Below are 24302 nucleotides of genomic sequence, written 5' to 3'. Positions count from 1 at the left end.
TCGATGCTGTCACTTGGTGGTGCCGGCCTCGCCCTCGTCACGACGCTGCTGCTCCCGGTACTCCCGCTGCGCGGTGTCCAGGCTCGACAGGTCGTCGGGGACGTCGATGTGACCGTCGCCGGAGGTGATCGTACCGGTCGCGGAGGAGTCGCTTGTGACGTCGGTCTCGTCGGCCTCGGCCACGGGCTCCTCGACCGGCGCGTCCACGCGCTTGGCGATGGCCGCGCGCAGCCAGCGGGTCTGCGCGCCGCCGGGGCCGGTCTCGATGGTGACGGTGTCGGTCGCCTCGTCGATCTCCACGACCGTGCCGAACAGGCCCGAACCGGTCATGACCTCCTGACCCGGCTCGAGCTGCGACCGGAACTCGGCCTGCTGCTTCTGCTGCTTGCGCGTCCGCTGGCTCATGAAGAACATGAGGCCGGCGAGGACCACGAAGAGGATGATGAGTTCCACGGAGCGTCCTTGTCTGTCGCTGCCCGACGGTCGTCGACCGACTGCCGGGCGTCGGGGGCGCACCGGTCGGCACGCCGGCGCAGAGTCCTGCGCACACGGCCCCCAACGAGCACGGCACCCGTCGAGTTCCGGCCCTGGGCCGTCGGCGGCCGGGGGCGCTCCCAGTCTACTGGGGCGGCCCGGCGTCCCTGTCGGACCCGTCGAACAGGGTTCCCCCGAGCGGCGCGCCCCACGCGCCGGGCGGCGGCTCGAGCCCGAGGTGCTCCCAGGCGGCCTGCGTGGCGACCCGGCCGCGCGGCGTGCGGCCCAGGAGCCCTTCGCGGACGAGGTACGGCTCGGCCACCGTCTCCACGGTGTCCGGCTCCTCACCCACGGTCATCGCGAGCGTGCCCAGGCCCACGGGACCGCCGGCGAACCGGCGGCAGACGGCGTCGAGCACGGCACGGTCCAGCCGGTCGAGGCCGATCGGGTCGACCTCGTAGACCTCCAGCGCCGCCCGGGCCGCCCGGAGGTCGAGGCTGCCGTCCCCGCGCACCTGGGCCCAGTCGCGCACGCGGCGCAGCAGGCGGTTGGCGATGCGGGGGGTGCCGCGCGACCGGCCCGCGATCTCGTGCGCTGCGGCGTGCTGGATGTCGACGCCGAGCAGGCCGGCGGACCGGGTGATGACGCGCTCCAGCTCGGCGGCGTCGTAGAAGTCGAGGTGCCCGGTGAACCCGAAGCGGTCGCGCAGCGGGGCGGGCAGCAGGCCCGACCTCGTCGTCGCGCCGACGACGGTGAACGGCGGCAGCGCCAGCGGGATCGCGCTCGCGCCCGCCCCCTTGCCGACGACGACGTCGACGCGGAAGTCCTCCATCGCGACGTACAGGAGCTCCTCGGCGGGGCGCGCGAGGCGGTGGATCTCGTCGATGAACAGGACCTCGCCCTCCTCCAGCGAGGACAGGACGGCGGCGAGGTCGCCCGCGTGCTGGATGGCCGGCCCGCTCGTGACCCGCAGCGAGGTGCCGAGCTCGGCGGCGATGATCATCGCCAGCGTGGTCTTGCCGAGCCCGGGAGGTCCGGACAGGAGCACGTGGTCGGGCGACGCGTCGCGGGCGAGCGCGGCCTGCAGGACGAGGGAGAGCTGGTCGCGCACCACGCGCTGGCCCACGAACTCGTCGAGCTTCTTCGGGCGCAGCGCCGCCTCGGCCGCGCGCTCGACGTCGTCGGCCGAGGAGGTGACGAGCCGCTCCCCGCCGTACTCCGGGTCCGCCTCAGCCACGGCGGCCGCCCAGGGAACGCAGCGCCGCGCGCAGCGTGGCCGCGACGTCGATCGGGCTGTCGGCCGGGCGGTCGTCGCCCGCGTCCGCGAGGACCCGGTCGACGGTGTCCTGGGCGACCTTGGCGGCCCAGCCCAGGCCCACGAGCGCCTCGACCACCTGGTCGCGCGCCGGGTCTCCCGCGGCGACGGGCGGCGCGTCGGGCACGACGGCGCCGGCGGCGGCGGACGTCGGGGCGCCCAGCTTGCCGGACAGCTCGAGCACCATGCGCTGGGCGCTCTTGGGGCCGACACCGGGGATGCGGCGCAGCGCCGCGAGGTCCTCGGACGCGACGGCGCGGCGCAGGGCGTCGGGGGTCAGCACGGCGAGCATGGCGAGAGCGATCCGGGGCCCGACGCCGGACACGGACTGGGCGGTCTCGAAGACCTCCCGTTCGTCCGCCTCCGCGAAGCCGAACACCGTCATCGAGTCCTCACGGACGACCAGCGTGGTGTGCAGCTGGGCCCGCTCCCCCACCCGCAGGCCGGCGAGGGTGCCCGGGGTGGCGTGCACGAGGTACCCGACCCCGCCGACGTCGAGCACGGCCCGCTCCAGCGTCACGTGCGTGACCGTGCCGGTCAGGGAGGCGATCACCGTGGTCCTTCCGTCGAAGAGGCCGTCGAGATGTCCGTCGACACGGCCGTCGAACACCCGTACGAGGCGTCACTGTAACAACCGGCGCCGACGCCGGGGCGGGCGACACTCGACGAGCCGCACGACGAGCCGCGCGACGGCGACCGGGCGGCCCGGGTCCCGCTCAGCGCCGGGCTCGGGAGGGGGCGCCGCGGTGCGAGCCGGTGCGCGCGGTGCGCTCGGCCGCCGCCCAGGCGCGCTGGGCCGGGGTGAGCTCGTTCCGCTCGCCGCCCTGGAGCGCTCCGGACGGCCGCCACAGGTGCGTGACGGCGAGGGCGAGCGCGTCGGCGGCGTCGGCCGGCCGCGGCAGCTCGTCGAGCCCGAGGATGCGCGCGATCATGCGCTGCACCTGCTCCTTGTCGGCGCGGCCGGACCCGGTGACGGCGGCCTTCACCTCGCTCGGCGTGTGCATCGCGACCGGGACGCCGCGCCGGGCGGCCGCGACCATCGCGAGGCCGGCGACCTGCGCGGTGCCCATCACGGTGCCGCGGTTGTTCTGGGCGAAGACGCGCTCCACGGCGACGACGTCGGGCACCGTGCGCTCGAGCCACTCCTCGAGCCCCTCGGCGACGCGCAGCAGCCGAAGGTCGACGCTCAGCTCGGGCTCGCTGCGCACGACCCCGACGTCGACCATCCGGGCCTTGCGGCCCGGCAACGAGTCGACGACGCCGACCCCGCACCGGGTCAGACCCGGGTCCACCCCCAGCACGCGCACGTCGTCACCCTCTCACGCGGGCGGCCGCGGACGGCCGACCCGCGCCGGGAGCCGTCACTCCTCGTCGAGGGCCGCCATGACCTCGTCGGAGGCGTCGAAGTTCGCGTAGACGTTCTGGACGTCGTCGCTGTCCTCGAGCGCGTCGATGAGGCGCATGATCTTGCGCGCGCCCTCCACGTCGACCTCGACCTCCATGGAGGGGTGCCAGATGGAGTCGGCCGAGTCGTACTCGATGCCGGCCTCCTGGATCGCCGTGCGCACGGCGACGAGGTCGGTGGCCTCCGAGAGGACCTCGATGACGTCGCCCTCGTCGCTGACCTCCTCGGCGCCCGCGTCGAGCGCGGCGAGCATGACGTCGTCCTCCGTGACGCCCTCCGCCTTCGGCACCACGACGAGGCCCTTGCGGGAGAACAGGTAGGACACGGAGCCCGGGTCGGCCAGGTTACCGCCGTTGCGGGAGAACGCGAGGCGCACCTCGGAGGCGGCACGGTTCTTGTTGTCCGTGAGGCACTCGACGAGGACGGCGATGCCGTTCGCGCCGTAACCCTCGTACATGATCGTCTGGTAGTCGACGGCGTCGGCGCCCTCGCCGGAGCCGCGCTTGAGCGCGCGGTCGATGTTGTCGTTGGGGACCGACGACTTCTTCGCCTTCTGGATGGCGTCGAACAGCGTGGGGTTGCCGGCCGGGTCGCCGCCGCCCGTGCGCGCGGCGACCTCGATGTTCTTGATCAGCTTCGCGAAAAGCTTGCCGCGCTTGGCGTCGATCGCCGCCTTCTTGTGCTTGGTCGTGGCCCACTTGGAGTGACCTGACATGCGCTCCCTAACTCCTTCGCGATGCTTGGACGAGCCGGACGAACAACCCGTGCACGCGCGCGTCCCCCGTGATCTCCGGGTGGAACGCGGTGGCGAGCAGCCGTCCCTGACGTGCTGCGACGATCTTACCGGCGGCGGGCCCCACCGTGGAGCCGTCCGCCCAGCGGTCCGGCATGCGGGCGAGCACCTCGACGTCCGGCCCGGCCTCCTCGACCCACGGAGCGCGGATGAAGGCGGTGCGCACCGGGCGCCCGCCCGGCGCGTCCGAGACGCCCGCGACCTGCAGGTCCGCCTCGAACGAGTCCACCTGGCGGCCGAACGCGTTGCGCCGCACGACGACGTCCATCCCGCCCAGCGTGCGCTGGTCGGCGGTGCCGCCCTCGATGCGGTCCGCGAGCAGGATCATCCCCGCGCACGAGCCGAACACGGGCAACCCCTCGCCGATCAGCCGCCGCAGCGGGTCGGCGAGCTCGAACAGCCGCAGCAGCTTGTCGATCGTCGTCGACTCGCCGCCCGGCAGGACGAGCCCCTCGACCGCGTCCAGCTCGGACGGGCGGCGCACGCTCACGGCGCGCGCCCCCGCCTGCTCCAGCGCGGCCGCGTGCTCGCGGACGTCGCCCTGCAGGGCGAGGACTCCGATCGTCGTGGTCACCGGGGCAGTGTAGGGGCCCCGGGCCCGCCCGACCGGCGGCCGCTCAGGTGCACGTGCCGATCAGGCCCAGGGCTATGTTGTAGGTGCGAGTGTTCGACGGCACCGACGTCCACACGACGTTGCCCGTGAAGACCCGCTCGGCGCGCACGCGCGCCGAGGCGTTCGTCGCGACCCCCGTCACCTGATAGTTGGTGGTACCGGCCGGCACCTGCACGGTGGTGGGCGTGGCGGCGGGTCCGAAGGTGAACTGGTACCGGGTCGCGTTGGCGACCGCCGTCCAGTTGAAGGTCACGGAGACCAGACCGAGCGCGCCGCACGAGAGGGTGGGGGCGGGAACGGTCGCCGCGCTCACGGCGCCGCTCACGACCGTGCCCGTGTCGGTCCACGCCGTGCCCCCGAGCGAGGCCGCGAGCGCGACGGACACCCCGCCTGCCTGCCCCTGCACCGTCGACGGCGCCGACGCGGAGAGCGTGACTGCCACGCACAGCGCGGCCGTCCCACCCGCGGGGATGGTCGCGGAGGTGCCGTTGCCCGCGCCGCACCCCGTCCCGGTGTCGGCGGCGCCGAACGACGCGCTGGTGGTGAACGACGTGCCCAGGGTCCCGGTCCGCGTCGGCGTGGCGGTCACCGTCGTCGGCCGCGAGCCGCCGTTGCGCACCGTGACGATCTCGGACGCGCCGGAGCCCGGCACCGCGCCGGGGAGGGTGAGAGCGGGCAGGCTGACCGTGCCCCCGCGGCCCACGAGGCCGTTGCCGAGGTTCGCGACCTGCACGTCCACCGTGCCCGCAGAGATCTGGGTCGTCGGCGCCGCGGCGGTGCCCGACCCGCGCCACCAGGCCCAGGCGATCCCGCCCCCGGCGAGCACGCACACCATCGCCGCGACCACCAGGACCGCGACGCGGCGCACGGTCGCCCCGGCCCGCGTCGGCTCAGGCACGGTGGTCGCTCCCTCGCGGGCGGGCACGATTCAGCAGCACGCCGGCCACGACGGCACCCGCGGCCGCGAGCAGCACCGGCAGCGGCTGCCCACCGGTCCGTGCGAGCGCGCCCGGGCCGTCGGGGACGTCGTCGGCCTGTCGGCGCCCGCCGTCCTGCTCGCCTCCGCTGTCCGGCGGCCCGTCGCCCGCCAACGTCACGAGCACGTCCACGGGGACGGTCCCGCCCTGCGTCTCGTTCCCCGCCGCGCGGTCGAGCGACGCCTCCACCGTGACGGGCAGCACCTCCGACTCGGCGAGCAGCACCGGGGCGGACCCCGCGCCGTCGGACCACCGGCCCCCCTCCGGGCGCACCCGGACCTGCACCGCCTCTGCGAGGGCGGAGGCTCCGTGGCCGGTCACCCCGTCCCCGACCGAGACGGCGACGCGGCTGCCGGCCGGGCCGGGCCCGTCGTTGCGCACGAGCAGCACGGCCCGGCGCGTCTCGCCCGGCGTCCAGGGCGCGGAGCCGAAGAGCGCCGCCTCGAGGTCGGTCGTCCAGCGGCGGCCGTCCACACTCAGCGCCACGCCTCCGTGCTCGGGGCCGCCGTACGCTCCCGCCGACGGCGCCGGCGCCAGCAGCACCCCGGCGACGAGCGCGGCCCCGCACGTCGCGACCCGGCGCCCTTCGCCCCTCATCGGCCGTCGCCCTTCCGCGCACCGCCCGCGGCCGGCGGCGCCGCCGGCCACCAGGTCGCGAGCCCGTCGGGCGGAACGCTCGGCCCGGTACCCGACGCCGGAGCGGGGGCCGACGGGGGCTCCCCCGCGCCGGACGACCGGCGCCCCCGCCGCTCCCGGACCTCGCCCGCGACGAGCCACGACGCGTACCCCAGGAGGAGGACCGCGAACCCGGTCGTGAGGAACCGGCGCTGCTCGGGCGTCCCGAGACCCATGAGGCGGCCCAGCTGCGGGACGGCGTACCAGAGCGTGCCGCGCACCTGCACGGCCTGCACGGGCTCCGGGTCGGCGACCGCGTTCGCGTCACCCCGGGTCAGCAGCGTCCGCTCCCCGTCGACGGTGGTGCCGAGGCCGACCACCCGGTGCGTCACGACCGTGGGGTCCCCGGAGCGCAGCTGGTACGTGACCACCTGTCCGGTCGTGATCTCGTCCACGTCGACCGGGCGCACCACCACGAGCGTGCCGACGTCGAGCGCGGGGCGCATCGACCCGGTCGCCACGCCGTACGGAGTGGCGCCGGCCAGGCGCGGAACCAGGACGACGAGGAGCAGGGCCCCGCCCGCGACCAGCAGGACGACGCACGCGAGGACGCGCCCCGCCGCGCGTCCCACGACACGGCCCGGGCCCGGCGGTGCCGCAGCCACGGCGCGCTCAGGGAGCGGGGACGACGTGCGCCTGCGTGACCTGGACCGTGACGTCCTCGAGCGCGGCGGTCAGCGCCTGCGTGTCGTTCCCCGCGGCCGTGTCGAACGCCGCCTCGAGGTTGACGACGAGCGAGTCGGTCTCGCCGACCGGGACCGGCTCGGTCAGCGGGAGCTCCAGCGTCTCGCCGCCCAGGGTCGCCGAGGTGAGGCTGAGGTCGAGCGCGCCCGTGAGCGCGTTCTCCGCCGCCCAGGTCGGCGACGAGACGGTGATCTCGCCCAGCGCCAGATGGTCACCGGTGCCCCCCACCGCCAGCGTGCAGGTGGTGGTGACCGTGTCGCCCGGCACGATGCCCGCCGCGACCGAGCCGCCGCCGTCGAGGGTCCAGTCACCGCACGCCCCGTCCGACATCGTGAGCGTGCCGGCGGTGACGTCCGACCCGGTGGCCGTGCCCTGTGCCGTCCAGTAGGCAATCGTCTGGGCGCCGCCGACGAGCAGGACGGCGGCCCCTCCTACGGCGATCGCAGCCTTCGTCAGTCGGTTCATGTCGACATCCCCCTGCCGCTCTGTCCGCACCCCTGCGTGCGGCCCGATGAGACGACGGTAGCCAACTGATGCCCGGGGCGCGCGTCGGCGGCCCGGGACGCCTGGAGGGTCAGGGCGTGCGGGTACCCAGCTCCTCGGGGTCGGACGGCTCGTCGTCGTGCTGGACGCCGAGGTGGCGGACGGTGCCGTCCCACCCCCGGGCCAGGTCCTCCACGACGTCCGGCAGGCTGGTCGGGAAGACCTCGCGCGTCTCGGCGCGCAGCTCGGCCGTGGTCAGCCAGCGCATCTCGTCGAGCACGTCGCGCTCCTCCGCCGTCCACCCGTCGTCGGTGGGCCGGTGGCCGCCGTCCACGCGCGCCAGGAAGAAGACCTCCTGCTGGCGGCACGTCTCCGCGAAGAAGTGGAAGTACGCGTCCCGGGTCAGCACGGGGCCCACCAGGTCGCCCGGCGCGAGCTCGAGCCCGGCCTCCTCGCGCAGCTCGCGCAGGGCCGCGTCGACCTCGCTCTCGCCGGCGTCGATGCCGCCGCCGACGGTGAACCACCACGAGCGTTCCGGCTGGTCGGCGTCGTGACCGCGCACCAGCAGCACCCGGTCCGCGTCGTCGAGCACGATGACGCGCGCCGCGCGCCGCTGGCGCAGCCCGTCCGGCCCTACCGCCCAGTCGTCGCCGAGCGCCGGCGTCACCGGTCCCGCCCCGTGAGGCGCGCCGACTCCGGCTCGGCCTCGACGTCGCGGTTCACGGCCGACGGGGAACGTGCATCCATGGCGCTCATGGTAGCCAGGGGCGAGACCTCGACGACCCGGTCCCCGCGCCCTGGACGGTCACCGCCACGGACGGGACCGGGCCGGCGCTCACCGGCGGGGCTTCACCCGCTTCGTCGGGAGGGCGGACAGCGGATCCTCCGGCCACGGGTGGCGGGGATAGCGGCCCCGCAGGTCGGCCCGGACCCCGGGATAGCCCTGTCTCCAGAAGGACGCGAGATCGCTCGTGATCGCGACCGGTCGTCCGGCGGGCGACAGCAGGTGCAGGACGACGGGGACGCGGCCGTCCGCGACGGCCGGGGCCGCGGTCCAGCCGAAGACCTCCTGCAGCTTCACCGCGAGGACCGGCGGCTCGGCACCGTCGTACGCGAGCCGGACCGCGGAGCCCGACGGGACCTGGAGCCGTTCCGGCGCCAGCTCGTCGAACCGGGCTGCCGCGGGCCACGGCAGGAGCCGACGGAGCGCCGAGGCCACGTCGATGCGGGCGAGGTCGCGCGCGACCCGCACCGAGGCGAGCTCCGTACCCAGCCACGCGTCGAGATCGGCGAGCAGCGCCTCGTCGTCGACCGCGGGCCACGGGGCTCCGAGGTGGGCGTGGCAGAACGCGAGCCGCTGCCGCAGGGTGAGCGCGGTCTCCGACCAGCGCAGGACGGACAGACCGCTGCCCCGTATGCCCTCGCGCACCGCCGCCTGGACGAGCATCCGGTCGGGGTCGGTCAACGGGACGTCGCCCAGCACGATCGCGCCGAGCGCCTCGACCCGCCGCGTCACGATCCGGCCGTCGTCCCAGCGGATCCGGTCCTCGGTCGAGACGAGATCGCCCGCGACGTCCCGCGCGGTCTGCTCGTCGATCGGCGCCGCGGACCTGATCCGGGCGTCGGCGCGACCGGGTGCCCGGTCGGCGACCGCGATCGCCAGCCAGGCGGTGCCTCGCAACGGCGACCGCGGATCCAGCGCAGCACCCGTGCCGCCGGACATCTGGTACGTCGTCGAGTCGGCCCCCCGGGCCCGCGCGATCCGCTCCGGGTACGCCAGCCCCGCCACGATGCCCACCGCGAGATCGTCCGGCACCCCGGGCGTCCCCCGACCGGCCCGCCCGTCCGACGGGTGGCCCGACGGCGCGCCGCGGCCGAGGCGCGCCGACTCCTCCCGCCAGCGGGCGGTCGCCCCCCGGTCGTCACCGCGGCGGAGTGCCCGCAGGCGTGCCGGCAGGTCGTCGCCGAAGGCGCGGCCCGAGTCGTCCGAGAGCATCGCGACGATCTCGCGCGCCCGGTCGTCGCCGACCCGCGGGGCCCCGTCCAGCAACGCACGAGCGAGGCGAGGATGCGCCCCGATCGCCCGCATCCGCCGGCCCCGCTCGGTGATCCTGCCGTCGTCGTCCACGGCGTCGACGCGGCGCAGCAGCGCGGTGGCCGCCGTCATCGCGGGCGCGGGCGGCGCCTCGAGCAGCGTCAGGCCGGCCCCCGCAGGCGCGCCCCACGCCGCGAGGTCGAGGGCGAACGCCGCCAGGTCGGCGACCGCGATCTCCGGCGCCGCATGATCGTCGAGACGCGCGTGGTCGGTGGCGGACCAGCACCGGTAGACCCGGCCCGGCGCCTCCCGCCCGGCGCGACCCGCCCGCTGGTCGGCCGACGACCTCGAGACCCGGCAGGTGACCAACGTCCCGAGACCGCGGGACTGGTCGGTCCGCGGCTCCCGGGCGAGACCCGCGTCCACCACGACCCTGACCCCGGGCACCGTCAGCGAGCTCTCCGCCACCGACGTCGTCACCACGATCCGACGCGCGGCGGACGGCACCAGCGCTCGCTCCTGCTCGGCCCGGGACTGGCGACCGAACAGCGGCAGGACATGGAGGTCGGCCAACCGGCGGGCCATCCCGTCGATCTCGGCCTCGCCCGGGACGAACACGAGGACGTCGCCGTCGTTCTCGGTCAGGGCGCGCCGGACGACGGTCCCGACGTGGTCCAGCAGGCGAGGGTCGACCCGACCGCCGGGAAGCAGCGGCGTGGGCAACGGCGGGGGCGCCCACTCGGTCGCCACGTCGAACAGCGCGGCGGTCGCCGTGATCACGGGTGCGGGAGCGCCCGCGCCGAGCGCGCGGCTCAGCCCGACCGTGTCCGCCGTGGCCGAGGTCGCGACGACGGCCAGGTCGTCCCGAAGGTTCGCCCGGACGTCGACGAGGAGCGCGAGCAGGAGGTCGGCGTCCAGGTGCCGCTCGTGGCACTCGTCGATCACGATCGCCGTGACACCCGCCAGCTCCGGGTCCTGCTGCAGCCGACGCACGAGGAGCCCCGTCGTCACCACCTCGACGCGGAGGTCCTTCCCGCCGCTGCGCTCACCGCGCATCGCGTAGCCGATCCGCCGTCCGAGCGGCTCGCCGACCAGCGCCGCCAGCCGGGTCGCCGCCGCACGGGTGGCCATCCGGCGCGGCTCGGCGACGATGATCCTGCCGCCGAGCGCGTCGGCCAGGGCCAGGGGCAGCAACGAGGTCTTCCCCGACCCGGGCGGCGCGACCAGCACCGCAGCGCCGCTCGACCGCACCGCGTCGACCGTGGCAGGCAGGACCGCCCGGACGGGCAGGTCCGCACCCGGCACCGAAGGTTCAGGGAGCAGCACGCCCCGACACTAGTCGAGCGCGACCAGGGGCCCCGCGGACGCGATGTCGGCGGGACCCCCGGTCGCGGTCGGAGCCGGTGCTACCAGCCGCGCTCGGCCAGGCGCACCGGCGCCGGCTCGGCCTCGACGTTGATGCCGACCATGGCCTCGCCCAGCCCGCGGGAGACCTTGGCGACGACGTCCGGGTCGTCGTGGAAGGTGGTCGCCTGGACGATCGCCTTCGCGCGCGCGACCGGGTCGCCCGACTTGAAGATGCCGGAGCCGACGAACACGCCCTCGGCGCCGAGCTGCATCATCATCGCGGCGTCCGCCGGGGTGGCGATGCCGCCCGCGGTGAACAGCACGACCGGCAGCTTGCCGGCCCGCGCCACCTCGGCGACGAGCTCGTAGGGGGCCTGCAGCTCCTTGGCGGCGACGAACAGCTCGTCCTCGGGCAGCGAGGTCAGCCGACGGATCTGCGCACGGATCTGGCGCATGTGCGTGGTCGCGTTGGAGACGTCGCCCGTGCCGGCCTCGCCCTTGGAGCGGATCATCGCCGCGCCCTCGGTGATGCGGCGCAGCGCCTCGCCGAGGTTGGTGGCGCCGCACACGAACGGCACCGTGAACTGCCACTTGTCGATGTGGTTGGCGTAGTCGGCGGGGGTGAGCACCTCCGACTCGTCGATGTAGTCGACGCCCAGGGACTGCAGCACCTGCGCCTCGACGAAGTGCCCGATGCGCGCCTTCGCCATCACGGGGATCGAGACGGCGTCGATGATGCCGTCGATCATGTCGGGGTCGCTCATGCGGGCGACGCCGCCCTGCGAACGGATGTCGGCGGGCACCCGCTCCAGGGCCATGACGGCGACGGCGCCGGCGTCCTCGGCGATCTTCGCCTGCTCGGGCGTGACGACGTCCATGATGACGCCGCCCTTGAGCATCTCGGCCATGCCGCGCTTGACGCGGGCGGTGCCCACCTCGCCCGCGGGGATCCGGCCGTCGCTGCCGCTGGTCTCGCTCAACGCAACCTCGCTCGTGTCGCAGTGGGACGCGTGACCGCTGTCACGCACCCTCCATCCTAGTTCCGCGTGTCAGGCCCCGGAGAGCCCCTCCGGCATCTGGTCGTCCAGCTCGACCATGTGCGGCAGCGCCGCGTGCCCCGAGAGGCGCAGCAGACGCACGTACCAGCTGCGTCGCGCCCGTCGCGCCTGCGCGACGGCCTCGTTGTGGAACCGGCGGGCCAGCTGGGCGCGGTACCAGGCCGCCGAGAGCTGTCCGACGAGCTCGTCGCCACCGGGCTCCCGGCGCAGCTCCGCCAGCGCCTCGTCGTCGCCGAGCGCGGAGCGCAGCGTCGCGGACAGCTCGCTCTCGGCGCGCTCCCGACCGGGCCCGAACCCCTCGAGCGCGAGCTCGGCGCCCGCCGCCGGCGCGGGCCCGGTGTCGTCCTCCAGGGCGGCGAACGCCGCGTCCGCGACGAGCACGGCCCCCGCCGGGTCGAGCAGCCCCGAGGAGGCCAGGTCGACGGCCGCGCCCGCGCGGCGCGCGAGCTGGGCCTGCAGGGCGATGCGCGACGCGACCACCTTGCGGTGGAGCCGGTCGAGGCGCGACGCCGAGATCCAGGCGAGCCAGACCGCGACGGCCGCGACGACGAGGACGACGAGCGCGAGCTCGGACCAGGTCATGCGCCCTCACCTCCCCCGGCACGCCGCGTGCGCAGCCAGCCGACGGCGCTCTCCGTCCGCGACGGGGCCACCGGGGAGCCCAGCGCCTCCCCGGCGGCGAGCGCCATCTCGTAGACCGCGAGCACCTGCGCGGTCACCGCGGACCAGTCGAACCGGCGCACGAACGCCGTGGCGCGCTCGCGCCGTTCGCCGGTGCCCACCGGGTCCGCCAGGGCCGCGAGGATCGCGCGCGCCAGGTCGTCGGGCTCTCCGGTGCGGAACAGACGCCCCGCGGCGCCGTCGTCGAGCACCCGGCGGAACGCCCCGAGGTCGCTGGCCACGACGCCCGCGCCGGCGCTCATGGCCTCGACCAGGACGATGCCGAAGCTCTCGCCGCCCGTCTGCGGCGCCACGTACAGGTCCGCCGACGCGAGCAGCGACGCCTTGTCCTCGTCGCTCACGCCGCCGAGGAACTCGAACGACCCGGCGTGCGGGCCGAGGGCCTCGAGGGCCGCGTCGCGACCGTCGTCGCCCTTGCCGGCCACGAGGAAGCGCGCCCCCGGAACCTGCTCGAGCACCCGCGGCGCGGCCGCGACGAGCACCTGGAGGCCCTTGCGCGGCTCGTCGAGCCGGCCGAGGAAGGCGACGGTCGGTGCCTCGGGGGTGCCGCGCCACCGGTCGGACGGCGCGGCGGCAGCGAACGTGTCCACGTAGACGCCGTTGGGGATGACGACGGCGTCGCCGCCCACGTGGTCGACGAGGGTGCGGCGCGCGTCCTCGGAGACCGCGATCCGCGCCGCGATCTTCTCCAGCGACTGACGCAGCAGCGGGTAGGCGACCTGCAGCGCCCGCGACCTCGTCTGGGACGTGTGGAAGGTGGCCACCACGGGCCCCTCGGCGGACCACAGGGCGAGCATGGACAGGCTGGGCACCATCGGCTCGTGCACGTGCACGACGTCGAAGCGCCCCGCCTCCAGCCAGCGCCGCACCCGCGCCGCGGTGCGGGGGCCGAAGGTCAGGCGCGCCACCGAGCCGTTGTAGCGCACCGGCACCGCACGGCCCGCGGACGTGACGACGTCGGGCACCGGGGTGTCGTCGTCGGCCGGCGCGAGCACGGAGACGTGGTGCCCGGCGTCCTGCAGCGCACCGGCGAGGTCGCGCACGTGGAACTGCACGCCGCCCGGCGCGTCGAACGAGTACGGGCACACGATCCCGACGCGCAGCGGGCGCGACGGCGTCGCGGCGGCGAGGTCGGCGGGCGCGCTCATGCCTCGCCCGCCTCGGCCCTGGTCCGGGCGTACCGCTCGGCGTCGAGGTCGTCGACGAAGACGCGCTGGAGCATGTGCCAGTCCTGCGTGGACTCCTGCAGGGTGACGGCGACCGCGTCCACCCACCCCTGCGTCATGCGCGCCACCCGGTCCTTGCGGTGCAGCCCGGAGTCGTCGGGCACCGGGACGGGCGGGTAGAACCGGATCACGATGCCCCAGGCCGTGCCGGCGGCGCGCCGGCGCTCTCCCGTGAGCCGCTCGTAGGTGATCCCCACCGGGACGAGCGGGACCTTGGCCGCGAGCGCCAGGGCGGCCGGCCCGGCGGCGACGCGGGCGCGGTGCCCGCAGAGGTCCACCTCGACGCCGGACGCCGTGAGGTCGCGGTCGGCGAGCAGCGGGACGATGCAGCCGCCCCGCACCGCGCCCCGCACGAGGTTGCGGAAGACGTCGTGGTCGCCGAGCGGCAGCACCTCGATGCCGATCGATCGCCGGAACTCGACGAACTCGACGAAGAGCTCCTCCGGCTTGAGTCGCTCCGCGACCGTGAGGACGGGCGCGATGTGCGGGGTCGCGTACGCGCCCGCGAGGTCCCAGTTGCCCAGGTGGGCGAGCGCGAGCGAGACCCCCCGCCCGTCGGCGACCGGGCCCGCGACGTGCTCGAGCCCGTCGACGCGCACCCGCGCCGCGACCTGCTCGGCCGTCGCGCCCTGCAGGGTGAACGCCTCGCGGAAGTACCGCATGTACGACCGCATGCCCGCGCGCGTCAGCCGGCGCAGCTCGGGGCCGCCCAGGTCGGGCCGCACCCGCGCGTAGTTCGCCTCGAGCCGCCGCACCCCCTCGGTGCGCCGCAGCCAGGTGACGTCGGCGACGGCGGTGAACGCCGCGCGCAGCACCGGCTCCGGGATCTTCGGCGCGTGGCGCCACGCGAACGTGTACAGGCGGGCGACGTCGATCCGCATCAGGCCTCCGGGTCGGGGGTGGCTTCGGTGTGCGCGCTGCGCGACAGCTGGTGACGTACGGTCGCGACGCGCTGCACCACCGTGACGAGGCTCGCGACAGCGAGCAGCGTGAGCATGACCTCGGCCACGACGACCGGCACCCCTACCTGGGTGAGCACGACCGCCAGGAGAGCGACCAGCAGCCGGTCGCTGCGCTCGGCGATGCCGACCGCCGCGGTGGCGCCGACGCTCTCCGCGCGCGCCCGCGCGTAGGGGACGACGGCGCCCAGCACGAGGCAGGCCAGCGACGCCGCCACCCCCCACGTGGCGTACGGGAGGTCGGGGTGCAGCACGAACCACAGGGTGATGCCCGCGAACACCGCGCCGTCCGACACCCGGTCGAGCGTCGAGTCGAGGAACGCCCCCCAGGGCCCCGAACGCCCCGACAGGCGCGCCATGACGCCGTCGAGCGAGTCGGTGAGGACGAACAGGCCGATGAGGAGCCCGCCGAGCAGCACGTGGCCGGTGGGCAGCAGCGTGAGCGCGAGGACGGACACCACCACCGTCCCGGCGATCGTCACCGCGTCCGGCGACACGCCCCAGCCCAGGAGCAGCCGCGCGAGCGGGGTGAACAGGCGCTGCATGGCCGCGCGGAGCCCGCCGAGCATCAGCGACCTCCCTCGGGCGCGGCGCCGCGGCCCGCCGGCCACGCCGCGGCGAGCCGGGCGCGCGTGTCCGCCAGCAGCTCCGGGAGGGCCTTGGTCTGCCCGACGACGGGCAGGAAGTTCGCGTCGCCGAGCCAGCGCGGCACGACGTGCTGGTGGAGGTGCGCCGCGATGCCGGCGCCGGCGACCTCACCCTGGTTCATACCGATGTTGAAGCCGGCCGGCCCGTAGACCGCGGTGAGGGTGCGGATCGCCGTCTGGGTCATCGTGGCCAGCTCGACGGTCTCCGACCCCGTGAGGTCGACGTAGCCCGACACGTGCCGGTACGGCAGCACCATGAGGTGCCCGGAGTTGTACGGGTACAGGTTGAGCACCGCGTAGCACTCCGCCCCGCGGGCGACGACGAGGCCCGCCTCGTCGTCGCCCGCGGGGATGCGGCAGAACGGGCACTGCGCCACCGTCCCGTCGGCGGGCTTGTCCTGCCCGCCGATGTAGACCATGCGGTGCGGGGTCCACAGCCGCTGTAGCCCGTCCTCGGGCGGCCCGAAGCCGCCCGCCGGGACCGTCGTCGCGCCGGGTTCCTCGTCGTGCTCCTGATGGTGGCCGCTCATGCGCGCCCCGCTCAGACCTGGGCGCGGTCGCGCACCGCCGCGACGATGCGCTCGATCGCGTCGGCGACGGGCACCCCGTTCTCCTGGGTGCCGTCGCGGAACCGGAACGACACGGCCCCGGCCTCGACGTCCTCGCCGCCGGCGATGAGCACGAACGGCACCTTCTCCTTGGACGCGTTGCGGATCTTCTTGCCGAAGCGGTCGTCCGACAGGTCGACCTCGGCGCGGATGCCGCGGGCCGTGAGCTGGGCGACGACGTCCTTGAGGTAGTCGTCGAACGCTTCGGCGACGGGCACGGCGAGCACCTGGACGGGCGCGAGCCAGGCCGGGAAGAGCCCCGCGTAGTGCTCGATGAGCACGCCCATGAACCGCTCGATCGAGCCGAACTTGGCGGAGTGGATCATCACCGGCTGCTGCTTGGTGCCGTCCGCCGCGGTGTACTCCAGACCGAAGCCCTTGGGCTGGTTGAAGTCGTACTGCACGGTGCCCATCTGCCACGTGCGACCGATCGCGTCCTTGGCCTGGACGGAGATCTTGGGGCCGTAGAAGGCGGCACCGCCCGGGTCGGCGACCAGCTCGAGGCCGGAGGCGACCGCGACCTCCTGAAGCACCGCCGTGGCCTTGGCCCAGTCGTCGTCGGAGCCGACGAACTTGTCCTTCTTCTTGTCGTCGCGCGTCGACAGCTCCAGGTAGAAGTCGTCGAGGCCGAAGTCGCGCAGCACCGACAGCATGAAGTCCAGCAGGTGCTTGACCTCGGCGGGCGCCTGCTCCGGGGTGACGTAGGAGTGCGAGTCGTCCTGGGTCAGCCCGCGCACGCGCGTGAGGCCCTGCACCACGCCCGACTTCTCGTACCGGTACACCGACCCGAACTCGAAGAGCCGGATCGGCAGCTCGCGGTAGGAGCGCCCACGGCTCGAGAAGATGAGGTTGTGCATCGGGCAGTTCATCGCCTTGAGGCGGTAGCGCCCGTGGTCGCCGACGTCCTCGAGGTCGAGCGGCGGGAACATCGTGTCGCCGTAGTACGGCAGGTGGCCCGACGTGTAGAACAGCTCTTCCTTGGTGATGTGCGGCGTGCCGACGTACGAGAAGCCCTCCTCGATGTGGCGCTGGCGGACGTAGTCCTCCATGACCCGCTTGATCACGCCGCCCTTGGGGTGGAAGAGCGGCAGGCCCGACCCGACCTCGTCGTGGAACGAGAACAGGTCCATCTCGGACCCGATGCGGCGGTGGTCGCGACGCTCGGCCTCGGCCAGGCGCTCGAGGTACGCCTTGAGCTCGTCCTTGCTGGGCCAGGCGGTGCCGTAGACGCGCTGCAGCATCGGGTTCTTCTCGCTGCCCCGCCAGTACGCGGCGGCGTTGCGCATGAGCTGCACGCCGTTGCCGATGAGCCTCGTGCTCGGCAGGTGCGGCCCGCGGCACAGGTCCTTCCAGACCACCGTCTCGCTCTCGCGGCCGGCGCCGCGGACGTTGTCGTAGATCGTCAGCTCGCCGCCGCCGACCTCGACCGAGGACCCGTCCTCGTCCGAGGAGCCGCCCTTGAGGCCGATGAGCTCCAGCTTGTAGGGCTCGTCGGCCAGCTCGGCGCGCGCCTCGTCCTCCGTGACGACGCGACGGCGGAAGGTCTGGCCCTCCTTGATGATGCGCGCCATCGCCTTGTCGAGGGCCTTGAGGTCCTCGGGGGTGAACGGCGTCGCGACGTCGAAGTCGTAGTAGAAGCCGTCGGTGACCGGCGGGCCGATGCCGAGCTTCGCGTCCGGGTTCACCTGCTGCACCGCCTGGGCCAGCACGTGCGCGGCGCTGTGGCGCAGCACGGCGAGGCCGTCGGGCGAGCCGATCGTCACGGGCTCGACGACCGTGCCGGCCGCCAGGTCGCGCGAGAGGTCGAGCAGCTCGCCGCCGACGCGCATCACGACGACGTCCTTACGGTCCGCGAACAGCTCCGTGCCCGTCGTCGGCGTCTGCACCGTCACCGTGTCCTGGGTGGCGTCGTCGGGGTTCGGTGGCATCGGCGAGGCGACGTCGGACACGTGCTGCTCCTTGCGGGTCGTGGGCGCTGCGGACGGGCACGGCAGCGCCTGGGCGGGACCGGCCGGGGCTGGGCGCCGGGCACGGTCGTGGGGCGCCACCTTCGGTGACGCCCCACGATCGTACTCATCCGCGGGGCCCGGGCCCGCGCCACGCGCCGTCGGGCGGGCGCGGGCCGACCTGGTCAGGCGCCCTGGCCGCCGCCGGGCCGGGCGGCCGGGCCGTCGTCGGGCCGGGCGGCCGGGCCGTCGTCGTTGCGCTTCTTGGCCTCCGCCGCCGCCTTGTCGACGTAGCCGTCGACGTTGTCCGGCGTCCGCTTCTTCACCTCGGCCGCCGCCTTGTCGATGTTCTCGTCGGTGGCGAGGTCCTTGATCTTCTCCTTGGCCTTGTCGAACAGGCCGCCCAGGCCCGAGCTCTCGCTCATGCTGCTCCCCCTTCGGTGCCGGCCGGCCCGGTGCCGTCCGGCCGCCGTCCAGACCACCACGCCCGCCGCGCACCCGCGACCGGGGCGGGCCGCGAGCACGCGGGCCGTCGCCCCGGGACGCTTTGTGAAGGACTTCACAAGAATCGTCCGTGCAGGTCAGGACCTGTGGTCATACCATAGAGGCAGCGCCAGACCCGGCGCAGTCCAGACCGGCCGCGGACCACGCGACCCGGCACCCGGAGGGGACCATGACCACCACCCGCACCACCCAGCGACCGGTTCGCATCGTCGGCCTCATCGCGCTGATCGCCGGCATCCTGATGATCGGTGCCGGCGCCGCCACGTGGGCCACCGTGAGCACGCAGCTCGCCGCCCAGGACATCACCGTCTCGGAGGACGCCGCGTTCCTCGGTGGAGCCACGGTCGACGGCCCGCTCACGGCGTACGCCCAGGCGCAGGTCATCGACAAGCACGCGCTCGAGGCCACCGGCGGCCAGACCTACGCCCAGCTCGAGCAGGACGACCCGCTGCGCGCCACCGCGATGAACGCCTCGTTCCTGCGGGCCTCGCTGTTCACGTCGGTCGTCGCCTACGGCGTGAGCGCCCTGGTGATGGGCCTCGGCGTCCTCTTCGGGCTGCTCGGCTGGTCGGTGCGCCGCCTCGCCGCCGAGCCCGCCGTCGCCACCGCGACCGTGCCCGCCGCCACGGCCACCCCGGCCCGCGGCCGGCTCAACCCGGCGGTCTGACACCCCGCGTCGCCCCGACGACACCCGCACGGCCCGCCCTCCCCCGACCCGGGACGGCGGGCCCTCGTGCGTCCGCACCGCCCGCGCCGTCGTGGGGCCGGCCGCCGTACGCCACCATGGACCGGTGCCCGCCGTCCCGCCACCCGACTCCCCCGACTACCCGCTCGCCGCCCGCACCGCGCCGACGCTGGCGGCGCTCGACGACCACCTCGTGGAGTGCCGCGCGTGCCCGCGCCTCGTCGCCTGGCGCGAGGAGGTCGCCCGCGAGCGTCGCGCCGCCTTCCGCGACGAGCACTACTGGGGGCGCCCCGTCCCGGGCTTCGGGGACCCGGCCGCGCGCGTCGTGGTCGTGGGCCTCGCCCCCGCGGCGCACGGCGCCAACCGCACCGGTCGCATGTTCACCGGCGACCGGAGCGGGGACTTCCTGTTCGCCGCCATGCACCGCACCGGGTTCGCCAACCAGGCGACGTCGGTCGCGGCCGACGACGGCCTCGAGCTGCGCGACATCCGCGTCACCGCCCCGGTCCGCTGCGCGCCGCCCGCGAACACGCCCACCCCCGAGGAGCGGCGCCGCTGCGCTCCGTACCTGGCGCGGGAGCTGGAGCTCGTGGGCTCCGGCGTGCGCGTCGCCGTCGCGCTCGGCGGCATCGGCTGGCAGGCGCTGCTCACGACGCTCGCGGAGCAGGGCTGGGACGTGCCGCGACCCCGGCCGCGGTTCGCCCACGGCGCCGAGGTGACCCTCGCGCGCCGGTCCGCCGACGGCGCCACGACCGCCGCGGGAGCCACCCTCACCGTGCTGGGCTGCTTCCACGTCTCGCAGCAGAACACGTTCACCGGTCGCCTCACGCCGGACATGCTGGACCGCGTGCTGCGTCGTGCCCGCGAGCTCGCGGGCGCCTGAGCGGAGACCAGGTCGTGGGCGGGTCGTGCGAGAGGCGTGCGAAAGGACGGGGCGCGGAAAAGACGGGGCTCGTGTCCGGGGCCACGGCTAGGGTCGCGGCGTGACCGTGACCATCCTGACCGGGCCGCCCGGCGCCGGGAAGACCACCGTGGCCGCGCTGCTCGGGGCCGACGCCGACCGCCCCACCGCGACCCTCACCACCGACACGTTCTACCGGTCGATCAGCACCGGGTTCGTGCCGCCGTACCTCGCCGGGTCGCAGCGGCAGAACGAGGTCGTCGCCGAGGTGATCGTCGCGGCGGCGAGCGCCTACGCCCGGGGCGGCTACGACGTCGTCCTCGACGGCGTCGTCGGCCCGTGGTTCCTGCCCCCGTTCCGGGCCGCGGCCGCGCGGGAGGGCTGGGACCTCGCGTACGTCGTCCTGCGCCCGGACCTCGAGGCCACGCTCGCGCGCGCCACGGGCCGCGCCGACGCCGAGCTGCGCGACCCGGCCGCCGTGCGCAGCATGCACGCCGCGTTCGCCGACCTGGCCGACCTGGAGGCGCACGCCCGGGACACGGGCGCCGAGGAACCTGCGGAGACCGCCGCGGCCGTGCGCGCGGCGCTCGCCGGCGGCGCGTTCCGGCTGCCTGCGGCGGCCACCCTGCGGGCCGACGACACGCGGGTCGACCCGCCGCTGCGGGCCGACGAGCTCACCACCCTGCGCGCGTTCCTCGACTTCCACCGTGACACCCTGCGGTGGAAGACGGCGGGCCTCACGTCCGAGCAGCTCAACGCCGCGCACCCGCCGAGCAGCCTGACGCTCGGCGGCCTGGTCAAGCACCTCGCCCTGGTCGAGTCGGGCTGGTTCGCCGAGAAGCTGGACGGCGACACCCTCATGCCGCCGTTCGACACGGTGGACTGGGACGCCGACGGCGACTGGGAGTTCCACTCCGCGGCCGACGACTCCCCGGAGGAGCTCCGGGCCCTGCTCGACGCCGCCGTCGCCGACTCGGACCGCCGCATCGAGTCCGCGTTCGCCGCGGGCGGGCTGGACGGCACGTCGGCCCGGGAGTCCCGGCGTCCCGGCGAGGGCGCGTTCAGCCTGCGCTGGATCCTCGTGCACATGATCGAGGAGTACGCGCGGCACAACGGCCACGCCGACCTGCTGCGCGAGGCGCTGGACGGCTCGACCGGGGAGTGACCGGCGCGGCCCGCGGGGTCAGCCGGCCGCGGCGCGCGCCCGGTCCCTGGCCTCGCGGCGGGGTCGCAGCAGGAACTGCTCGGTCGTGTACCCGACGACGACCGCGACGATCACGACCGGCGCCATCGCCGGTGCGCCCGACCCCAGCAGCATGACCACCAGCACGGTCGACGAGACCGGGAACGGCAGGGTCGCGGCGGTGGCCGCGCCCATGCCGGCTGCTAGGGCCGGCACCGCCCCGTACCCGGGCAGGTCGGCGGCCAGGACACCGGCGGCGGCGCCCAGCAGGACGGCGGGGAAGATGGGGCCGCCGCGGAGGGTGCCGAGGGACACGGCGTAGGCGACGCCCTTGAGCAGGAGCAGGGCGACCAGGGCCCCGGCGCCCCACGCCGCGGGGTCGGCCGCGAGCGTCGGGAGCAGCGCCTGCCCGGAGAGCGCGACCTCCTCGGGCGACCGGCCGGTGGCCAGGGCGTAGGCCGACGCGCAGACCGCGACCACGAGCGCCCCGACGACCGCCCCCGAGAACGGCCGGGACGCCGCCCGGCGGGCGACCGCCTCGCCCAGCCGGTGCACGAGCCGGACCAGGACCGCGACGAGCACGGCCACCGGGAGGGTCCACAGCACGTCGCCGATGTCGGGCCGGGCCGGGGCGTCGACGTCGGGCAGCGCCAGCGAGGCGATCTCGAGGCCGGTCCACGTCCCCATGCCCGTGAACACGAGGGCACCGACCCCGGAGGCCGCCAGGCTCGGCAGCACGACGGCCGCGAGCCGCGCGCCGGTCACGCCGGTCATCGCCGAGGCCTCCACGACGAACACCGCCCCGACCACGGGGCTACCGAAGATCGCCGACAGTGCCGCGGCGGAGCCCGCCACCGCGAGGACCTGGCGCGCCGGGTCGCCGAGCCGCGCGTCCCACGGCCGCACGAGGACCAGGGCCAGCGCGGCGCCGATCGCCAGCAACGGCGCCTCGGGGCCCAGCGCGACGCCGAGCGGGAGGCCGGCCAGCGCGGCGAGGAGGACGCCGGGGACGTGGGACGCGGGGACCGGGCCGAGGCTCAGCCCGTGCACCGGCAGATGGCCCCCGTGCCCGGGCAGCGAGCGCACCGCGACGCCGACCATGACGCCCGCCACCGCCAGCCACGGCAGCGGCCACCACCACGGCGGCCCCTCGAAGCCCCAGGCCTCCGGCAGCGTCTCCCAGACCAGGTGGGTCAGCTCGTGCAGGACCGCGAGGAACAGGAAGGCGGCCACCGACACCGGGATGCCGAGCAGCGCGCACACGCCGAGGAATCTCGCCCAGGGCCGGCGGGTGGTCGGGTCGTCGGCGACAGCGTCGGTCACGGCTCCTCTTCGGGGTGCACGGGTCGCGGGTGGGGGCGCTCGCTCAGCCGAGCAGCTTGGCCTTGGCGGCGGCGAACTCCGCGTCGGACAGGATGCCGGCGGCCTTGAGGTCGCCGAGCTGCTTCAGCTGCGCGATGAGGTCGTCCTCCGCCGGCGCCGCAGGCGCCGCCGCGAGCTGCGCCTGCTGCTGGGCCTGCAGCTGGGCCTGCTGCTGGGCCTGCTGCTGGGCCCAGGCCTGCTCCTGCGCCTGCTGTGCCTGGTACTGCTGGGCCTCGTACTGCTGCTGCTCGCGCGAGGCGGCGCGGCGGTTCATCGCCCGGCTGGTCGCGTTCGCGGTCCCGGTGATCACGGCCGTGCGGGCCATCGTGCCGATCAGGCCGGGCCGGCCCATCCGTCGCATGGGGGGCATCTCAGTTCTCCTTCTCGATCTCGTCGGCGAGGGCGTCGATCGCCTCGGCCGGCACGCGCGTCCAGTCGAGCACCTGCCCGCCGGCGCCGCGCACGGCGGCTCCGAGGCCCCGCGCCCACGTGTGCTCGAACACGAGCATCCCGACAGCGGAGCCCGGGGCGAGCTCGTCCGCGATGTCCTCGACGTCGTCGGCCGCGAGCAGCCCGGCGGGCTCGCCCACGATGCGGGCCAGCTCCTCGGCGCCGCTCTCCTCGCTCGCCTCGAGCCACTCGACCGAGCCGTCCTCGCCCTTGCGCACGACCAGCGCGTCGAGCACGTCGATCGTGCCGGCGTCGACGAGACGCCCGAGCTCCGCGACGATCTCGCCCTTGAAGTCGCTCCGGGGGAACTCGATGAGCACGAGCTCTACGGGTCCTGTGGGTCGCATGTCCTGCCTCTCGGTCGACCTGTCGGCGGAGGACGGGCATGGTGGAAGCCGTCCGCCCCTGCCCGTCCTGCCGACACTCTGGCACCGCTGCGGACGGTCCGCATTCCGGGCGGCGCAACTCACACGACCGCCTGCTCCGGGGGCGAAGTCGCAGGTCATCCGACACGATGAGCCGTGACCGCGGCGGCGACCGGAGACCCGGCGCCGGGACGGAGGGCGACGCGATGACACGGCGGGACGAGCGCGACCCGGACAACCCGGGCGGCGGCACGATGAGCCGGCGGGTCGAGCTCGCCGCCACCGTCCTGCTCGCCCTGGCGACCGTCGTCACGGCGTGGTCGGCGTTCCAGGCCACCAAGTGGTCGGGCGTGCAGGCCAACAGCTACGCCGCGGCCGGAGCAGCCCGGGCGGAGTCCACGCGCGCCTCGACCGAGGCCGGTCAGCTCACGGTGATGGACGTGACGGCGTTCGCGTCCTGGATCGACGCCGTCGCGGCCGAGACCCGCGCGGGCCGGGACTCCGGGCTCGCCGAGGACGGGACGTACGAGCCCGTGGACGGGACCGAGTCCGAGTTCCTGTACACGCGGTTCCGGCCCGAGATGGTGCCCGCGTTCGACGCCTGGCTCGCCACCGACCCGATCCACGACGACGACGCGCCGCGCACGCCGTTCCTCATGCCCGAGTACCGGCTCGAGGCGCAGGCGCGCGCCGACGCCGAGCTCGACCGCGCGGAGGACCTGTCGGCCACGGCGCGGCAGGCCAACCAGACGGGCGACAACTACGTGCTGACGTCGATCCTGTTCGCGTCGGTCGCCCTGTTCGCCGCCCTCAGCACCAAGCTGGCGCACCGCACCGCCCGGCGCGGGCTGCTCGGCGTCGCCGCGGTGCTCTTCGTCGTCTCCACCGTCGTGGTGCTGACGTTCCCGAAGGAGCTGTAGCGGGGT

The 24302-nt window shown here is 75.2% G+C and carries 27 protein-coding genes; 4 read left to right on the top strand and 23 right to left on the bottom strand.

Going from position 1 to position 24302, the window contains the following annotated elements:
- Positions 1 to 9: 9 nt before the first annotated feature.
- The 20 genes from yajC to ACH443_RS10945 form a co-directional block, all read right to left on the bottom strand.
- Positions 10 to 453, bottom strand: coding sequence for a preprotein translocase subunit YajC (gene yajC / locus ACH443_RS11040; RefSeq protein WP_429763628.1), 444 nt, complete (start codon positions 451 to 453; stop codon positions 10 to 12).
- 166 nt (positions 454 to 619) lie between these two features.
- Positions 620 to 1711 carry a Holliday junction branch migration DNA helicase RuvB gene (gene ruvB, locus ACH443_RS11035; RefSeq protein ID WP_429763629.1) on the bottom strand — a complete coding sequence of 364 codons (1092 nt, stop codon included), beginning with the start codon at positions 1709 to 1711 and terminating at the stop codon, positions 620 to 622.
- Positions 1704 to 2342, bottom strand: a complete 639-nt coding sequence (gene ruvA / locus ACH443_RS11030) for a Holliday junction branch migration protein RuvA (protein ID WP_430556744.1) — start codon at positions 2340 to 2342, stop codon at positions 1704 to 1706. Before ruvA ends, ruvB begins: the two co-directional genes overlap by 8 nt.
- Before the next feature lie 163 nt (positions 2343 to 2505).
- The gene (gene ruvC / locus ACH443_RS11025; RefSeq protein ID WP_429763631.1) at positions 2506 to 3096 is read right to left on the bottom strand and encodes a crossover junction endodeoxyribonuclease RuvC; all 591 of its coding nucleotides are present in this window, start codon (positions 3094 to 3096) and stop codon (positions 2506 to 2508) included.
- Positions 3097 to 3150: 54 nt separating this feature from the next.
- On the bottom strand, positions 3151 to 3909 hold the full coding sequence (locus tag ACH443_RS11020) for a YebC/PmpR family DNA-binding transcriptional regulator (RefSeq protein WP_429763632.1): 759 nt from the start codon (positions 3907 to 3909) through the stop codon (positions 3151 to 3153).
- A 7-nt stretch (positions 3910 to 3916) separates the two neighbouring features.
- Entirely contained in the window at positions 3917 to 4561 is a 645-nt protein-coding gene (gene pdxT, locus ACH443_RS11015; RefSeq protein ID WP_429763633.1) for a pyridoxal 5'-phosphate synthase glutaminase subunit PdxT, read from the bottom strand.
- Positions 4562 to 4604: 43 nt separating this feature from the next.
- Positions 4605 to 5498: a hypothetical protein gene (locus ACH443_RS11010; RefSeq protein ID WP_430590316.1), complete on the bottom strand. Its 894-nt coding sequence runs from the start codon at positions 5496 to 5498 to the stop codon at positions 4605 to 4607.
- On the bottom strand, positions 5491 to 6174 hold the full coding sequence (locus ACH443_RS11005) for a hypothetical protein (RefSeq protein WP_430590315.1): 684 nt from the start codon (positions 6172 to 6174) through the stop codon (positions 5491 to 5493). Before ACH443_RS11005 ends, ACH443_RS11010 begins: the two co-directional genes overlap by 8 nt.
- Positions 6171 to 6857 (bottom strand): signal peptidase I, encoded by a 687-nt coding sequence (locus ACH443_RS11000; protein ID WP_430590314.1) that lies wholly within the window; start codon positions 6855 to 6857, stop codon positions 6171 to 6173. Before ACH443_RS11000 ends, ACH443_RS11005 begins: the two co-directional genes overlap by 4 nt.
- A 7-nt stretch (positions 6858 to 6864) precedes the next feature.
- Positions 6865 to 7401, bottom strand: coding sequence for an alternate-type signal peptide domain-containing protein (locus ACH443_RS10995; protein WP_429763637.1), 537 nt, complete (start codon positions 7399 to 7401; stop codon positions 6865 to 6867).
- Positions 7402 to 7510: 109 nt separating this feature from the next.
- Positions 7511 to 8086 carry an NUDIX hydrolase gene (locus tag ACH443_RS10990; RefSeq protein WP_429763638.1) on the bottom strand — a complete coding sequence of 192 codons (576 nt, stop codon included), beginning with the start codon at positions 8084 to 8086 and terminating at the stop codon, positions 7511 to 7513.
- 168 nt (positions 8087 to 8254) lie between these two features.
- Positions 8255 to 10780 (bottom strand): ATP-dependent helicase HrpB, encoded by a 2526-nt coding sequence (gene hrpB, locus ACH443_RS10985; RefSeq protein ID WP_430590313.1) that lies wholly within the window; start codon positions 10778 to 10780, stop codon positions 8255 to 8257.
- Between the two features lie 80 nt (positions 10781 to 10860).
- On the bottom strand, positions 10861 to 11781 hold the full coding sequence (pdxS, locus tag ACH443_RS10980; RefSeq protein ID WP_429763640.1) for a pyridoxal 5'-phosphate synthase lyase subunit PdxS: 921 nt from the start codon (positions 11779 to 11781) through the stop codon (positions 10861 to 10863).
- A 69-nt stretch (positions 11782 to 11850) separates the two neighbouring features.
- Positions 11851 to 12441, bottom strand: a complete 591-nt coding sequence (locus ACH443_RS10975) for a hypothetical protein (protein ID WP_429763641.1) — start codon at positions 12439 to 12441, stop codon at positions 11851 to 11853.
- Positions 12438 to 13643 (bottom strand): glycosyltransferase family 4 protein, encoded by a 1206-nt coding sequence (locus ACH443_RS10970; protein WP_429763796.1) that lies wholly within the window; start codon positions 13641 to 13643, stop codon positions 12438 to 12440. The genes ACH443_RS10975 and ACH443_RS10970 overlap by 4 nt, the downstream gene beginning before the upstream one ends.
- Before the next feature lie 41 nt (positions 13644 to 13684).
- Positions 13685 to 14647, bottom strand: a complete 963-nt coding sequence (locus ACH443_RS10965; protein ID WP_430556740.1) for a phosphatidylinositol mannoside acyltransferase — start codon at positions 14645 to 14647, stop codon at positions 13685 to 13687.
- Positions 14647 to 15294, bottom strand: a complete 648-nt coding sequence (pgsA, locus tag ACH443_RS10960; protein ID WP_429763643.1) for a phosphatidylinositol phosphate synthase — start codon at positions 15292 to 15294, stop codon at positions 14647 to 14649. Before pgsA ends, ACH443_RS10965 begins: the two co-directional genes overlap by 1 nt.
- On the bottom strand, positions 15294 to 15902 hold the full coding sequence (locus tag ACH443_RS10955; RefSeq protein WP_430590312.1) for an HIT family protein: 609 nt from the start codon (positions 15900 to 15902) through the stop codon (positions 15294 to 15296). Before ACH443_RS10955 ends, pgsA begins: the two co-directional genes overlap by 1 nt.
- An 11-nt stretch (positions 15903 to 15913) precedes the next feature.
- Positions 15914 to 17908, bottom strand: a complete 1995-nt coding sequence (gene thrS / locus ACH443_RS10950; RefSeq protein WP_429763797.1) for a threonine--tRNA ligase — start codon at positions 17906 to 17908, stop codon at positions 15914 to 15916.
- 203 nt (positions 17909 to 18111) lie between these two features.
- A complete protein-coding gene (locus ACH443_RS10945) occupies positions 18112 to 18351 on the bottom strand; it encodes a hypothetical protein (RefSeq protein ID WP_429763644.1) in 240 nt (79 codons plus the stop codon).
- Positions 18352 to 18599: 248 nt separating this feature from the next.
- Here ACH443_RS10945 and ACH443_RS10940 point away from each other — a divergent pair, with 248 nt between their 5' ends.
- The 3 genes from ACH443_RS10940 to ACH443_RS10930 all read left to right on the top strand — a co-directional run bounded on the left by ACH443_RS10940 (position 18600) and on the right by ACH443_RS10930 (position 21181).
- Positions 18600 to 19097, top strand: a complete 498-nt coding sequence (locus tag ACH443_RS10940; protein WP_430590311.1) for an aromatic ring-opening dioxygenase LigA — start codon at positions 18600 to 18602, stop codon at positions 19095 to 19097.
- A 124-nt stretch (positions 19098 to 19221) separates the two neighbouring features.
- Positions 19222 to 19998, top strand: a complete 777-nt coding sequence (locus ACH443_RS10935; protein WP_429763646.1) for a uracil-DNA glycosylase — start codon at positions 19222 to 19224, stop codon at positions 19996 to 19998.
- A gap of 100 nt (positions 19999 to 20098) precedes the next feature.
- A complete protein-coding gene (locus ACH443_RS10930; protein WP_429763647.1) occupies positions 20099 to 21181 on the top strand; it encodes a DUF664 domain-containing protein in 1083 nt (360 codons plus the stop codon).
- 18 nt (positions 21182 to 21199) lie between these two features.
- Here ACH443_RS10930 and ACH443_RS10925 read toward each other — a convergent pair whose 3' ends face one another.
- From ACH443_RS10925 to ACH443_RS10915, 3 genes are read right to left on the bottom strand one after another with little or no spacing between them, the layout of a single operon-like run.
- Positions 21200 to 22522: a chloride channel protein gene (locus tag ACH443_RS10925; protein ID WP_430590310.1), complete on the bottom strand. Its 1323-nt coding sequence runs from the start codon at positions 22520 to 22522 to the stop codon at positions 21200 to 21202.
- Between the two features lie 43 nt (positions 22523 to 22565).
- Entirely contained in the window at positions 22566 to 22931 is a 366-nt protein-coding gene (locus tag ACH443_RS10920; RefSeq protein WP_429763649.1) for an SHOCT domain-containing protein, read from the bottom strand.
- 1 nt (position 22932) lies between these two features.
- Entirely contained in the window at positions 22933 to 23358 is a 426-nt protein-coding gene (locus ACH443_RS10915) for a DUF6325 family protein (RefSeq protein WP_429763650.1), read from the bottom strand.
- Positions 23359 to 23582: 224 nt separating this feature from the next.
- Here ACH443_RS10915 and ACH443_RS10910 point away from each other — a divergent pair, with 224 nt between their 5' ends.
- Positions 23583 to 24296 (top strand): hypothetical protein, encoded by a 714-nt coding sequence (locus ACH443_RS10910; protein ID WP_429763651.1) that lies wholly within the window; start codon positions 23583 to 23585, stop codon positions 24294 to 24296.
- Positions 24297 to 24302: the final 6 nt, after the last annotated feature.

The sequence above is a fragment of the Isoptericola sp. NPDC019571 genome, from assembly GCF_044389385.1.
GTDB lineage: Bacteria > Actinomycetota > Actinomycetes > Actinomycetales > Cellulomonadaceae > Isoptericola > Isoptericola nanjingensis.
The sequence above is the reverse complement of the archived record's forward strand: the minus strand, read 5'-3'. Positions and strand labels throughout refer to the sequence as shown.

Coding starts and splice junctions, on each gene's coding strand:
- ACH443_RS11005 (WP_430590315.1), bottom strand. CDS start 6,174: ATGAGGGGCGAAGGGCGCCGGGTCGCGACGTGCGGGGCCGCGCTCGTC.
- ACH443_RS10940 (WP_430590311.1), top strand. CDS start 18,600: ATGACCACCACCCGCACCACCCAGCGACCGGTTCGCATCGTCGGCCTC.
- ACH443_RS10995 (WP_429763637.1), bottom strand. CDS start 7,401: ATGAACCGACTGACGAAGGCTGCGATCGCCGTAGGAGGGGCCGCCGTC.
- ACH443_RS10910 (WP_429763651.1), top strand. CDS start 23,583: ATGACACGGCGGGACGAGCGCGACCCGGACAACCCGGGCGGCGGCACG.
- ACH443_RS10955 (WP_430590312.1), bottom strand. CDS start 15,902: ATGAGCGGCCACCATCAGGAGCACGACGAGGAACCCGGCGCGACGACG.
- pgsA (WP_429763643.1), bottom strand. CDS start 15,294: ATGCTCGGCGGGCTCCGCGCGGCCATGCAGCGCCTGTTCACCCCGCTC.
- ACH443_RS10975 (WP_429763641.1), bottom strand. CDS start 12,441: ATGACCTGGTCCGAGCTCGCGCTCGTCGTCCTCGTCGTCGCGGCCGTC.
- ACH443_RS10915 (WP_429763650.1), bottom strand. CDS start 23,358: ATGCGACCCACAGGACCCGTAGAGCTCGTGCTCATCGAGTTCCCCCGG.
- ACH443_RS10965 (WP_430556740.1), bottom strand. CDS start 14,647: ATGCGGATCGACGTCGCCCGCCTGTACACGTTCGCGTGGCGCCACGCG.
- ACH443_RS10920 (WP_429763649.1), bottom strand. CDS start 22,931: ATGCCCCCCATGCGACGGATGGGCCGGCCCGGCCTGATCGGCACGATG.
- ACH443_RS10945 (WP_429763644.1), bottom strand. CDS start 18,351: ATGAGCGAGAGCTCGGGCCTGGGCGGCCTGTTCGACAAGGCCAAGGAG.
- thrS (WP_429763797.1), bottom strand. CDS start 17,908: ATGCCACCGAACCCCGACGACGCCACCCAGGACACGGTGACGGTGCAG.
- ACH443_RS11020 (WP_429763632.1), bottom strand. CDS start 3,909: ATGTCAGGTCACTCCAAGTGGGCCACGACCAAGCACAAGAAGGCGGCG.